We start from the raw sequence: 14,070 nt of genomic DNA, 5'->3' as shown, positions 1-14,070 counted from the left end.
AGCGTCTAACAAAAATTAAAGGCAAGGAATTAAACACTGAAACTGAGGTTCATTATCATTAGCTCCCTGGTTTATGTTGTCATCCTGATTGCAGACGACTTCAATTAAAGTGGGTTATCGTTAAGCGGCTTAATAACCCGCTCTGTTCGGGCTCGATAATGGCAGTTATCAGTTACAGACACTCCCAGCACCGGCAGTTATCAGGCGGGAACGTTATTTCGTCCCCTGCCCTTGCTGTCTATCAATAAGCGCCGTCGCGTTTGAGTACCACGCCGACCGTCTTAAACAGAATCGCGATGTCATTCCACAGCGACCAGTTTTTGACATACCACGAATCGAAATAGACGCGCGTCTCATAGTCAACGTCGTTACGACCGCTGACCTGCCACAATCCCGTCATGCCTGGCTTTGCCATCAGGTAATAATCAACATCACCGGCATAACGGCAGAGTTCATCTTCAATCACCGGGCGCGGGCCAACGAGGCTCATGTCACCGCGCACGACGTTCCACAGCTGCGGTAGCTCATCCAGGCTGGTTTTACGGATGAAATGACCGACTTTGGTAATACGTGGATCGTTTTTCAGTTTGAAATCTTTGTCCCACTCGGCGCGGGCTACCGGGTCGGTGCGCAGCACCTCCTCCAGCACCTCTTTCGAGTTAATTACCATCGAGCGGAACTTCAGGCACTTGAACTTGCGGCCATTGAGACCCACACGTTCGTGACCGTAAATCGGTGGTCCGCCATCACGGCCAACCATGAAGCCGAGTACCAGCAGCGCAGGTGACAGCGCGATGATGATGCTGAGCGCGCCGACGATATCGAATGCCCGCTTCAGGACACGCGAGGTGCGTTTCGCCAGGTTGTTATTGACACGCAGAATCATCACTTCATGGCTGAAGATATAAGCCATATCGGTGCCGTACAGCGGTACGCCGCGCAACGTCGGGATAACCGAGACCGAGCGACAGTTATGCATCGCCAGCATTTTCAGCCAGCGGTCGCGGTGCTGACTCTGCTCAAACTCAACCGCAACGATAAACTGGGTTTCGCTGTTGGTCAGCTGCCATAGCTCCTGCTCGTTATGCAGCACCGGTACACCGGAGATGCTGGCCTGCGGGCAACTGCCATCGACGTCGAAGAAGGCGATCACATCAAAGCCCATCACCTCTTCGCTCTGCAGCGCCTGCCAGGCTTCCTGCGCGTTACGGTTGCTGCCAATAATAATGGTTTGCTTTTTCCACATACCGAAATGATTCAGTACGCGTTTGGAAATAGCGCGCGCCAGCGGAATCAACACCAGCGCTAAAATCCACGTTAATACCCAGACAAAACGGGACATCTGCCATTGTGATAATGCTGAAATTGACAAATCGATGACAGAGAAAATGAGAATGGTACGAAAGATCTCTTTCAGCTCAAACCAGAAGGGTTTGCGATAGGTATAATGACGCAGGCGAACCCAGAACCAGCCTGTACAAATTAAGGACAGACAGACATGGGTGGCGATTTTTAAGTTGAGGTCTTTTTCAGAAATATCTGCCAGTGGAGAATCGGCGAACGAATTAATCAGCGCGAGTGCAATAAACAATGCCGCGTTGAAACAAATTAAATCCGAGCACGCCAGTAAAATTTTTGTCAGAAGACTTTTATATGTAAATTCATTATCGCGCATATTTGACTCTTTTATTTTATTTCCCTTAATCCCTAACGCCTAAGCCTGAGTAATTAATGAGCGATGCACTAACTAAACCAGCGAGACAAACTGCGGCGAACTCCCCGGCATTTAGGCCAATTCTCTTTCCAGTTAAGCAAGAAAATTGTGATAAATACCAACAGATTAGTCTGACTTCCTTTTGCCGCAAGGCCAGACAATTCTTAACCTGTGAAAACCACGTCAGGCACGCTACCGCCCTTGGCTGTCGCTGCCAATACCGCTTACAACACCCTATTTTTTGTCCGCGCTTTGTCGCCACGCCGGGAAATACCCGCCTTAACCCGTGCACGATCACAATTCACAACATTAAGAAGCTAAACAGCGCGCTATTAACAACATTGGCGCAGACATTTACTAACACGTTGCTATACTAGTTATTACTGGCTTGTTTACAAGTAGGCCCCGTCTTCCCTGCACTATTTTAGGAAAAAGACTACCAGCCATAAGTATTGATGCCAGCCCCGCCAGGCAATTTCACGCCAAAATTCAGAATAATTCGATACCCGCCTTCAGATTAGTCGCATTAAAAACGTACGCTTTTGCCGCTGGATAAGAATAAATAGTGGTCTTCATCCACACAGGATGTTTATCCATACTTTTCACTTATCGCCCGGCTGAACAAGGTAAGATTAATCCTAATAAGCCGCCAGCCCGCGACATCCGCGCGGCCGGGGCGTATTTGTACCCTGTCTGACGATTAACTATCATCAGACTAAGCTCATTTTTAGACATTATGGTGATGAAAGTATGTGGGAGTGGATCATCGATCCGTCGCTCTGGGCAGGATTAGTCACGCTAATCGTTCTTGAGCTGGTGCTGGGTATTGATAACCTGGTTTTCATCGCCATCCTGGTGGAGAAGCTGCCGCCGACGCTGCGCGACCGCGCGCGGGTGTTCGGCCTGCTGCTGGCGCTGGTATCACGGCTGGTGCTGCTGGCGTCGCTGTCGTGGCTGGTTACGCTGACCCAACCGCTGTTCACCCTCTTCCAGCACAGCTTCAGCGCACGCGACCTGCTGCTGCTGGGCGGCGGTATCTTCCTGTTGTTTAAAGCCACCACTGAACTGAACGCCCGGCTGGAGGGCAGCGACGAGGAATCGGGTCAAAATAACAGCGGTGCTAAATTCTGGCCGGTGGTGGCGCAAATCGTGGTGCTGGACGCCATCTTTTCACTTGATGCCGTCATTACCGCCGTCGGCATGGTCAACGACCTGCCGGTGATGATGATCGCCGTGACCATCGCCATCCTGTTAATGCTGCTGGCCAGCAAGCCGCTGACGCGCTTCGTTAACGGCCATCCGACCATTGTGATTCTCTGCCTGAGCTTTCTGCTAATGATCGGCTTTAGTCTGGTGGCAGAGGGTTTCGGCTTCGTCATCCCGAAAGGCTATCTGTACGCGGCCATTGGCTTCTCGATTGTGATTGAGATCTTTAACCAGCTGGCGCTGTTTAATCGCCGCCGTTTTCTTACCGCCGGACGACCGCTGCGCCAGCGCACCGCCGAAGCCGTGCTGCGCATTCTGCGCGGTGAAGCGCAGCGCGCCGATCTGGATGCCGACACGGCATCGCTGTTGAGCGATAACCAGGGCGCAGCGCTGTTTAACCGTCAGGAGCGGCGCATGATCATGCGCGTGCTGGGTCTGGGTCAGCGCCAAATCAACAGCATCATGACGTCACGCCATGACGTCGAGCATATTGATCTGAGCGAAGACCCGCAGTCGATCATGGATAAACTCGACCGCAACCAGCATACGCGCCTGCTAATCACCGAACAGGGACGCGAGCCGCTGGGCGTGGTGCATGTGATCGATCTGCTGCATCAGTCGCTGCACAGTAAATCGCTGGATTTGCGTGCGCTTATTCGCCAGCCGCTGGTGTTTCCCGAGCGCGTCACCCTGCTGCAGGCGCTGGAGCAGTTTCGCCATGCGCGCACCCATTTTGCCTTTGTGGTGGATGAGTTTGGTTCGGTGGAAGGCGTGGTGACGTTGAGCGACGTGATGGAGACCATCGCCGGCAACCTGCCAAATGAAGGGGAAGAGATTGATGCCCGTTACGACATTCAGCCTGCGGAACATGGCGGCTGGATCGCCAACGGCCATATGCCGCTGGAAGATTTAGCGCTGTATGTGGCACTGCCGCTCGACGAGAGGCGCAATTACCATACGCTGGCGGGATTGCTGATGGATAGCCTGCAGCACGTGCCGGCCGAAGGTGAGGAGTTGCGCGTCGGGGATTATCTGCTGCGCACCCTGAAGGTGGAGAACCATCGGGTGCAAAAAGTCGAGATTGTGCCGGTCGCGCCCGCACCGTTTATTTAACCCGCCGCCGGGGCATGATTTATCGAGTGTTGCTTAGCTGGTCGCCATAAATGGCGACCCTACACGGAAAGCATCGGTTTTTTGTAGGGTGCGCATTCATGCGCACCGGCATCGGGTTTTATTGCCGCGGTGCAGACTTCTGGCTATCCAGCCACTGATTGAGGCGCGTTTTGGCTTCGCCCTGCAACTGCTGGCGCACCACGTCGTCCACTGGCAGTGAATACTGCAGATTGCCCCAGCTGCCGTACATGCGCAGCGGAATCGGCTGGCCGTTGAGTACTTTTGCCAGCCGGTCGTCGCCCTGCCAGCCGCGCAGAATCATATTAATGGTGACATCCAGCTGCTGCTTGACCACATCCACGTTGCCGTGGGTTTGCAGCGCCAGCCGGCTGCTGCCGCCCTGCAGATCCGGTAGCGTGACGTTGCCCTGCTTCAGGCTGATGCGCCCGCTTAACTGTTCAATTCCCTGATCATCCGGCTGATCGTTACTGACGCGATTGCTGACGCGCGCCACGGCGCGGCGCACCATCTGCTGCAGATTCAGCTGCGCCAGCTGCAGATTAGTGGCTTCCAGTTCTGCATTGCCCTGCCAGTTCTGTTTCGCCTCTGCCACGCTCAGCCCGGCACCGCTGATGTCGCCCTTGAGCGAGACCGTGCCCTGCAGCGAAGCTGGCAGTTCCAGCGCTTTAAGCAGCGGCGCAATGGCAATGCTGCTCAGCTCCGGCTGAAACGCCACCTGCGTGACCGGCTGACGGATATCCACCGAGCCGGGAATGGAAAAGTGGCCGTCACCAAATTTGCCCTGCAGCTTGTTGAGCGTCAGCAGCCCGCGCTGATTGCGGGCGTCAATTTGCAGATTGCTGAGCGTCAGACCGCGCCACACGCTGCTGTCAGCGTCGAGCGTCAGCTGTAAATCCATGCTGTTGAGCGGCGAGTCGGCATTATTGTGCGCGCGCGGCTCAGCGATCACCGGCGTGCGCATCACGTTAGCCTGCTGCGTGGTGCTGTTATCGCTGGCGGGCGCGCTGGCCATCAGGTTATCCAGATTGAGCGAGGTCGCATGCAGCGCGAGGTTGAGCTGCTGTGGCAGGGCCAGCCGGCCCTCAGCGCTGCCGTCGAGGGCGCTGTCGTTCGCGGTTAACTGCAGCTTGTTGAGCGCAAACTGCTGCTGGTCGCCATCCCACTGCGCCTGCCCGCTCAGAGTCCCTTTAATGCCCTGCGGCGGCAGGTTCGCGCCGTCCAGCGTGTACTCCAGCTCATCCAGCTGGCCGCTGATACGGTGCGGATAGTGCGCCACGTCCATCTGCCCTTTCAGGTTCAGGCTGAGATTGCGCTGATTGCGCGACACGCGTGTCGCCAGCTCAACGCTGGCCTGCCGGTTATCGTCCTGATTCAGATTGAGGTTGAGATCGCGGAAGTTGTACTCATCACCGCCCGGCTGCTGCCAGATGAGCAGACTATCGGCAATGCGCAGTTTACTGATGTTAAAGGTCCAGCCGTTGCTGGCGGCGATGGCCGGTTCACTGTCGCCCGGCTCAATCGGCGCGCCCTGCGGTTTCTGCACCGCGCTGTCCGGCGTAGCGCGAATAATCGCGTTTTTCAGCATCACCTGACTGACGCTCAGCTGATGCGACAGCAGCGGCCACAGATTGACGTCCAGACGCATATTATCGGCGGTCACCATCGGCTGGCTGGCGCCGGGCGCGGTCAGGCTCATGCGGCCCGCCAGAATGCTGAGCTGCGGCCAGACGTGCCAGCGCAGGTCGCCGCTCACTTCAAGCTGATAACCACTGCGCTGTTTTACCTGCTGTACCATATAGGTACGAAAGTCGTTGGGATTGACCAGCAACACCAGTGCCGTCATGCCCGCTACGACCACCACTAACAGGATGGCCAGCGTGGTTATCAGTCTTCTCATTGCATCCTCATCACCGTCAGATTTCAGGCCGCTGGCGCGAAATCACTCCAGGAGAAACGTTAGTCTTTATCAATACGGCTGGCGTCAGCGCCCTGCTGCCCGCGATATTTGGCGTCTTCGCGGCGATTGTAAGGACGCGCCGCCGGTCCGGACAGCGGTTCAAAGCTCAGTGCGCCAATCAGCATGCCGGGACGCAGCGCCAGCGGCAGCTTACCGGAGTTGTAAAACTCCAGCACGATACGGCCCTGCCAGCCCGGATCGATACGGTGCGCGGTAACGTGCACCATCAGCCCGAGGCGCGCCAGTGACGAGCGGCCATCCAGCCAGCCCACCAGATCGTCGGGAATGGTGACGGATTCCAGCGTCACCGCCAGCGCCAGTTCACCCGGATGCAGAAAGAACGCTTCGCCTTCCGGCAGCACAATCTCATCGCTCATCACGCGATCCAGCGCCGCGCTCACTTCATGCTTTGGACCACTCAAATCTATAAACGGTGCGGTGTGGCCGCTAAAGGTTCGGAACTGGTTACCGAGGCGCACATCCACGGTAGCACCGTTGATGCGCTCAACCGGCGGACGGGGATCGATGGCCAGCTTGCCGCTGTCCAGCCAGCTTTCAATATCGCGATCGCATAATCTCATCGCAGAAACTCCATGATTTAAGTGTAGCGAAAGGTGGTCAGGTTGTGACAAACCGTTCGCGTCACGTCCATCCGGACGCACGGTGTCCCGTTCCGGTCCCGCTGAACCGGACGGGCGTCGTCAAAGATACTGGTTAATTTTGGCCTTGAGGATATCAATGGCGATGCGGTTTTTACCACCGCGCGGCACAATGATGTCGGCATACTGCTTGGAAGGCTCAATAAACTGCAGGAACATCGGGCGCACGGTCTTTTGGTACTGGCTCATCACCGAGTCCATTGAGCGCCCGCGCTCGTTGACGTCGCGCTTCATACGGCGCATCAGGCAGATATCCAGCGGGGTATCAACGAAGATCGAGAAGTTAAGCTCCTGGCGCAGCCGTGCATCGGTCAGCAGCAGAATCCCTTCCAGAATAATCACTTTCTTCGGCTTCAGATGAATACACTCATCGGTGCGGGTGTGCTCAACGTAGCTGTAAACCGGCAGGTCGATATCTTCGCCGGCCTTCAGTGCGCGCAGATGTTGCAGCAGCAAATCGTGGTCCATCGCACTCGGATGGTCGTAGTTGGTTTTCACCCTCTCTTCCATGGTGAGGTGGCTTTGATCTTTATAGTAGGCATCTTCGGGGATCACACCGATATGCTCGTCACCGACCTGGTCACGGATTTCACGATAGAGCGTGCTGGCAATAAGACTTTTTCCGGATGCGGATGCACCTGCAATGCCAACGATCACGCACTGATGAGACTTGTCAGTCATACTTTTTTAAGACCTGATAACTGGAGCCGGTTTCTGTCTGCACAAAAACAGGCCGATTGAGAGGGTTAGTTGGCGGCAATTATAGGGATTTCACCGGGTTGATGCCAGTGAAAACCGGCGCGCCGCCTTTTCAGACTATCCCGTTTTGCAGCCAGCAGCTTAATCGATACACTGTTTCTCTGCCCGCCGTGTGACTGGCGGGAGCCCGATAGTCGTTGCAAGGAAAAGTATGAGCTGGAGAACCCTGACCTATTTCGGCGACAGTATGTTGCTGATCCCCACTGCGGTGATCATCGCACTGGTGCTGCCGTGGAAAAGCGACAACCGTCGCACCGTCTGGTACTGGCTGCTGGCGTTTGGCCTGGCGGGCCTGCTGGTCAGCATCTCGAAGATTATGTTTCTCGGCTTCGGCATTGGCAGCGCGCGCTACAACTTTACCGGTTTCAGCGGCCATAGCGCGATGTCAGCGACGCTGTGGCCGGTGATGATGTGGCTGATTTCCGGCCGCTGGCCCACGTTCTGGCGTGCCCTGACCATCGGTATCGGCTATTCGATTCCGCTGATGGTGGGATTATCGCGCCTGGTGATCCATGCGCACTCGGTAAGTGAAGTGCTGGCCGGACTGATGCTGGGCTTTACCCTGAGCAGCGCGTTCCTGCTGAGCCAGCGCCGCACCGCGCTGAAGGGGTTTAGCGTGGTGCAGGTGGCGGTGGCATTTCTGATTCCGCTGTTGCTGATGGGCCACGGCCGCGTCGCCACCACCCAGCAGTTCCTCGAGCGTTTTTCCGCTGACCTCGCCGGGCTGGAAAAGCCCTTCACCCGCGCCGATTTGTTTCGCTGAGTGCGTTGCGCGGTAAAGGGTGTAAGGTCTGTCCATTACGTTTTGAACACGTTTCATAAATGATTGCACATACGGTAGCGGCGCAATTTATTGCGCGATAAATCGCGCCGCTACAAAATTGTGCAATTTGTCGTGTCCTTACCTGAATCGCTGCAGATCCAGCAGGCGCCATACTGCCAGCAGATTTCACCGTTTTTGTCGGGTGCGCATTCATGCGCACCTGGATGCAGGCCGCAAAAAAACATTTCCGCACAAAGATATCTGACAGATGTGCTAGCATGGATTAAGAGATTGACTGGCGCATTTTTCTTCGAGTAATCAATGCGCGCTGCTGGATTCGTGCATGACTCTTGAGATAGTAACCTCGCAGGATAATCCGCAAAAAAAGTGGCTCAGCGCCCTGCTGCTTTGCGCGCTGGCATTTTTACTGACGCTGTTCTGTCTGGAACTGATTGTCGTCAGCGGCCGCATTTCCCCGCTCTGGTACTCCACCGCGTTAATGACCGTCGTGGTGTTCCGCGCGCCCTCGCGACAGGTACCGCTGCTGCTGGCCAGCTGCGTGCTCGGCACGGCGCTGGCCAATCTGCTGGTGATCGGCCCGGCCCTGAGCAATGTCAAATTCGCCATCCTTAATATGGTGCAGGCCATCCTCGGCGGGCTGATGCTGCGCGCGCTGCTCGACCGCAAAGCCCCGCTCAACTCACTGGCCGACTGGATACGCTTTGCGCTGGCTGCGGGCCTGATCGCGCCGCTGCTGGGCGGCGTGGTGGCGCTATGGATGCTGCACGTCGACGGCCACGCCTCGCTGCCGTTTTTCTCCACCTGGGTGATCTCTGAAGTGATTGGCGTGCTGGCCTTCGGTCCGGTGCTGCTGCTGTGGCCTGATAAACCGCTGCGCCAGCTGATCACGCCGGAACGTCAGCTGGAGACGCTGCTCACGCTAATCGTCACGCTGCTGGCCAGCTATCTGGCGCTGCGTTTCCTGCCGTGGCCGTTTACCTTCATCGTGGTGATTCTGTTCTGGTGCGCGGTGCGCCTGCCCAAATTCGAAGCCTTTCTGCTGTTTTTCCTCAACGCCAGCTTTATCTCGCTGCTGCTGGCGCTCGACTGGGTCAACCTGGCGCGCAACGATCTGCTGCTCGGCCAGGTCAGCACCTGGCTGCCGTTTCTGCTGGTGCTGCTGCCGAGCCACGTGATGTCGCTGGTGATGGATGCTTTCCAGCGTGAAAAGCACCACATCAGCGAAAGCGAAACCCGCTTCCGCAACGCCATGGAGTATTCCGCCATCGGCATGGCGCTGGTATCGCCGGAAGGCGGCTGGCAACAGGTCAACCAGTCGCTGTGCCGCACGCTGGGCTTCGCGGCGGAGGAGCTGAAAAAACTCACCTTCCAGCAGATCACCCATCCGGACGATCTCAACAGCGACCTGCAGCAGCTGGAGCGGCTGATCGCCGGTGAGATCCTGACCTATACCCTGGAGAAGCGCTATTTCCGCAAAGATGGCGAGATCGTCTGGGCGCGCCTCACGGTCTCAATGGTGCGTGATGCGCGGCTGCAACCGCTCTACTTTATCGCGCAGATTGTGGATATCTCCGAGCTGAAGCAGAGCGAGCAGGTCAACCAGCGGCTGATGGAGCGCATCACGCTGGCCAACGAAGCGGGCGGCATCGGCGTGTGGGAGTGGAACCTGCTAAACGGCGAGATGTTATGGGACAAGCGCATGTACGAGTTATTTGCGCTGGAGCCGCACCGGGTGCCGAGCTACGACCTGTGGCTGCATCTGGTCGATGTTCAGGAACGTGAAGCGGCCGCGCTCACCATTCAGCAGGCGATTGAACGCCGCAGCGCCTTCCAGCTGGAGTACCGCATCAATCTGCCGCAGGGCGTGCGCTACGTGCGCTCCGAGGCCAATAGCATCATCAGCAAGGATGGGCAGATCGAACGCATGCTGGGCATTTGTCAGGACATCACCTCGCTGCGCACGCTAAATGAAGCGCTGTTCCAGGAGAAGGAACGCATGGCGATCACCCTCGACTCGATCGGTGAAGCGGTGATTTGTACTGACGATGAGATGCGGGTGACCTTCATGAATCCGGTGGCCGAGACGCTGAGCGGCTGGCCGCAGGCGAAAGCGGCTGGCGTGGCGCTGAGCGAACTGCTAACGATTACGCGTGGTGCGCAGGGGCCGCGCGTGGAGAATCTGTTGCTGTGCAGCCTGCCCGCCAGCAAAACCACACCGGACCTCGAAGAAGAGCTGGTGTTGCATACCCCGGATGGTGCCCAGGTCGAGATTCACTACAGCATCACGCCGCTGAAAACCCTGACCGGCAGCGACATTGGTGCCGTAATGGTCATTCATGACGTCAGCGAGTCGCGCCGCATGATGAAACGCCTGAGCTACAGCGCCTCCCACGATATGCTGACGCGCCTGCCGAACCGTCACAGCTTTGAACAGCAGCTGAAGCGACTGGTGAATGACGCCGCCGCGCATCACAGCGAGCACGTGCTGGTGTTTATCGATCTGGATAAGTTTAAAGCGGTCAACGATACCGCCGGCCATGCCGCTGGCGATGCGTTGCTGCGCGCACTGGCCGATCTCATGCAGCAGCACCTGCGCAATAGCGATGTGCTGGCGCGCCTCGGCGGTGACGAATTTGGCCTGCTGCTGCCCTACAGCAATGTTGACCAGGTGCGCGAGGTGGTGCAGGGCATCGTCAGCGCGGTGCATGACTTTACCTTTATCTGGCAGGACCGGCCGTATCACGTCGGCGCCAGCGCCGGTATCACGCAAATCGATCAGCATAACTGCATCAGCAATGTGGTGATGTCGCAGGCCGATGTCGCCTGTTACAGCGCCAAACACGCCGGGCGCGGCCAGTATCAGGTTTACCAGGAAGTTCAGGGATAAACTGCGGCGCTGCCCATTGCCAGCCCGCGTTGGCTGCGCTAAAGTCGCCCCCTTTTTTCTGGCATGGGGGATACAATGTTTATCGGATTCGACTACGGCACGGCTAACTGTTCCATCGCGGTAACGGATAGCGGCACACCGCGGTTACTGACACTGGAAAACGGTCAGCGCCTGCTTCCCTCCATGATTTGCGCGCCCACGCGCGAAGCCATCAGTGAATGGCTGCACCGCCACCATCAGGTCCCCACGCCAGACAGCGAAAGCACCGCGCTGCTGCAGCGCGCGCTGCGTTATAACCGCGAAGAGGATATCGAGGTAACGCCTGCCAGCGTACAGTTTGGTCTGACCGCGCTGCAGCACTATATGGTTGATCCGGAAGAGGTGTGGTTCGTCAAATCGCCGAAGTCGTTCCTCGGCGCCAGCGGCCTGAAACCCCAGCAGATCGCCTTCTTTGAAGATTTGGTGTGCGCCATGATGCTGCACATTCGCCAGCAGGGTGAAACCCAGCTCGACCAACCGATTGATCAGGCCGTGATTGGCCGGCCAATCAACTTCCAGGGGCTGGGCGGTGAAGATGCCAACCAGCAGGCGCAGGGCATTCTGCTGCGTGCCGCACAGCGTGCCGGGTTCCGCGACGTCGAGTTTCAGTTCGAGCCGGTTGCCGCCGGTCTGGAGTTTGAAGCCACGCTGCAGCAGGAGACACGCGTGCTGGTGGTGGATATCGGTGGCGGAACCACCGACTGCTCCATGCTGCTGATGGGTCCGCAGTGGCGTAATCAGTCCGATCGCCGTGCCAGCCTGCTTGGCCACAGCGGCTGCCGCGTCGGCGGTAACGACCTCGATATCATGCTGGCGTTCAAAACGCTGATGCCGCTGCTGGGTCTGGGCGGTAACACGCTGAAGGGCACTGCCCTGCCCGCCCTGCCGTGGTGGAACGCGGTGGCGATTAACGATGTGCCGGCACAAAGCGACTTCTACTCGGCCGCCAGCGGCAAGCTGCTGCGCGATCTGGTGCGTGATGCCGAACAGGGCGATAAAGTCGCGCATCTGCTGAAAGTATGGCAGCAGAAGCTGAGCTACCGGCTGGTGCGCGCGGCGGAAGAGAGCAAGATTGCGCTCTCCGATCAGCGCGAGACTGCGGCCTCGCTGGCGTTTATTGCGCAAACGCTGCAGGCGGAGATCAGCGCCGCGCAGCTGGAAGAGGCGATCAATCAGCCGCTGGCGCGCATTCTTGAGCAGGTGCAGCTGGCGCTGGCCAGTTGTGACACCCGTCCGGAGGTGATTTACCTCACCGGCGGCAGCGCCCGTTCGCCGATCCTGCGCGCCGCGCTGCAGCAGGCGCTGCCCGATACACCCATCGCCAGCGGCGATGATTTCGGCTCGGTCACCGCCGGCCTGGCGCGCTGGGCCGAAGTGATGTTCAGATAATTCCCTCTCCCGCTTGCGGGAGAGGGTTAGGGTGAGGGCCAGACAGCTCTGTGCGATTTTCCCCTCACCCTGCCCTCTCCCAAAGGGAGAGGGAAAAGTCACACATTCTGCCAGATTAGAAATTCACGTTCGCACTGATCCCACCCACAAACGCATCTTTCACTTCGCTCACCGCACCCGGTGCCACCACGTATTGCAGGTTTGGACGCAGCTGCAGCCATTTGGTCAGCTGCGCATTGTAATAAACCTCGTAGTTGTACTCGGAACCATCCTGAATCGGCAGATAGGTTGGGCTGTCGAAATCAGTTTCGCCGTTGGCATCATTCTGCTGACGCAGCGAACGGGTATACGCGCTGTTGACGTGAATACGCGCCGCGCCGACGCCAATCTCATCCTGCGGACGCGCATCAAACGGCCCTTTCCAGGTAAAGCTGATCGACTGATAGTTGTCGGTTTTCGAGGTTTTGTGATCGTTCATCACTGCCTGCACCGTCACGCCGAGGCCACGGCTGGCATCGCCGCCCTGTGCGGTCAGCTGCTGCTGTAACAGCACGTAGCCGCCGTAGGCGTGGTCCTTGCTCTGATAAGCGCCATCGCGCCAGCTGCCGTAGTTATCGCCGTTGGCCGACGAGTAGTAGTAACCAATGCGGTAGTTACCCGGCAGGTTGGCCGGGCCGAAGGTCGGTTTCCAGCCCAGTTCCACCGGCACCAGGTTGCCTTCGGAGTTGCTGGTATCCAGACGGAAACCGTCACCGCGATCGTAGTTGGCACTGTTCTGGTTGTAGAAGCCCACCTGGAAGAACACTTCCGGCGTAAAGTTAACCTTCACGCGGCCGCCCCACTGGGAAACCGGCCAGTTAAACCAGCGGTCGCCGCGCCAGTTACCCGCCTGGCCGCTGCCGAATGCGAGGTTCTGGAACTTGCTGTCGAAGTTGTCGAAATCTTCCCCGACGGTGACGCGACCGGCTTTCAGGTTGACGGTGTTATCAAACAGCCCTTTGCTGAGCCAGAACTGCGTCAGACGCCAGGTCTGGCCACGTCCGTACACTTCCTGCACCGATGACAGCATGCCGGTACGGCGGTCTGCCACCTGATCGGAGATATTGCGACCGTTACGGTCGGTAATGGTCATCTGGAACTGCGCATCCTGCCAGTCGAGCAGTTTTTGCAGGTCAAGATTCAGGCCAAACGCCCACTGATCGCTGTAGCGCATCGAGGTGTTGGTATCGGCACCGCCGCCCAGGTTCGAGGCACTCTCCATGGTGTAGTTAACGTCGAACTTCACGCCGTCGTTTTCCAGCTGCGTTCGGTTACCGCCCCAGTCGCCAAACATATAGGGGGAATCGTAGCTGAACGCATCGGCTGCCAACGCCGACGCACTCAACATGGCAAACATCAGGGTGCCCGCTGCCAGGCGAGGCATATGCTGCACTGCTTTTTTTCTGTTCATGATGATTATTCTTCTGTGAATTTCCGGAGAGGAACGGGCAGAGAATAATGCTGAGGTTATGTCAATTTTTGCAAATCTGTGCGCAGTGAGTG

General features: G+C 57.5%; 9 protein-coding genes. 4 read left to right on the top strand and 5 right to left on the bottom strand.

Features of this window, described 5'->3' with window-relative positions; all coding sequences use genetic code 11:
• Positions 1–241: 241 nt before the first annotated feature.
• Entirely contained in the window at positions 242–1,675 is a 1,434-nt protein-coding gene (gene wbaP / locus AC6I7J_RS07045) for an undecaprenyl-phosphate galactose phosphotransferase WbaP (protein WP_058757291.1), read from the bottom strand.
• A 789-nt stretch (positions 1,676–2,464) separates the two neighbouring features.
• On the opposite strand from wbaP, the gene AC6I7J_RS07040 reads away from it, so the two are divergent.
• On the top strand, positions 2,465–4,033 hold the full coding sequence (locus tag AC6I7J_RS07040) for a TerC family protein (protein ID WP_498007037.1): 1,569 nt from the start codon (positions 2,465–2,467) through the stop codon (positions 4,031–4,033).
• Between the two features lie 118 nt (positions 4,034–4,151).
• Here the strand turns inward: AC6I7J_RS07040 and asmA are convergent, their stop codons facing one another.
• The 3 genes from asmA to udk form a co-directional block, all read right to left on the bottom strand.
• Entirely contained in the window at positions 4,152–5,951 is a 1,800-nt protein-coding gene (gene asmA, locus AC6I7J_RS07035) for an outer membrane assembly protein AsmA (protein ID WP_058780353.1), read from the bottom strand.
• Positions 5,952–6,010: 59 nt separating this feature from the next.
• Positions 6,011–6,592, bottom strand: a complete 582-nt coding sequence (dcd, locus tag AC6I7J_RS07030) for a dCTP deaminase (RefSeq protein WP_021509321.1) — start codon at positions 6,590–6,592, stop codon at positions 6,011–6,013.
• A 120-nt stretch (positions 6,593–6,712) separates the two neighbouring features.
• Positions 6,713–7,351 (bottom strand): uridine kinase, encoded by a 639-nt coding sequence (udk, locus tag AC6I7J_RS07025; RefSeq protein ID WP_010615887.1) that lies wholly within the window; start codon positions 7,349–7,351, stop codon positions 6,713–6,715.
• A gap of 229 nt (positions 7,352–7,580) precedes the next feature.
• Here udk and AC6I7J_RS07020 point away from each other — a divergent pair, with 229 nt between their 5' ends.
• From AC6I7J_RS07020 to yegD, 3 genes are all read left to right on the top strand, one after another.
• The gene (locus AC6I7J_RS07020; protein WP_498007036.1) at positions 7,581–8,192 is read left to right on the top strand and encodes a phosphatase PAP2 family protein; all 612 of its coding nucleotides are present in this window, start codon (positions 7,581–7,583) and stop codon (positions 8,190–8,192) included.
• A 343-nt stretch (positions 8,193–8,535) separates the two neighbouring features.
• A complete protein-coding gene (locus AC6I7J_RS07015; protein ID WP_394521590.1) occupies positions 8,536–11,100 on the top strand; it encodes a diguanylate cyclase in 2,565 nt (854 codons plus the stop codon).
• A 75-nt stretch (positions 11,101–11,175) separates the two neighbouring features.
• Positions 11,176–12,528 (top strand): molecular chaperone, encoded by a 1,353-nt coding sequence (gene yegD, locus AC6I7J_RS07010; RefSeq protein WP_021509318.1) that lies wholly within the window; start codon positions 11,176–11,178, stop codon positions 12,526–12,528.
• A gap of 115 nt (positions 12,529–12,643) precedes the next feature.
• On the opposite strand, the gene AC6I7J_RS07005 is transcribed toward yegD, so the two are convergent.
• Complete coding sequence (locus tag AC6I7J_RS07005; protein WP_338670964.1) at positions 12,644–13,978, bottom strand: carbohydrate porin; 1,335 nt, start codon at positions 13,976–13,978, stop codon at positions 12,644–12,646.
• Positions 13,979–14,070: the final 92 nt, after the last annotated feature.

This window comes from Type-C symbiont of Plautia stali (assembly GCF_059730935.1).
The sequence above is the reverse complement of the archived record's forward strand: the minus strand, read 5'-3'. Positions and strand labels throughout refer to the sequence as shown.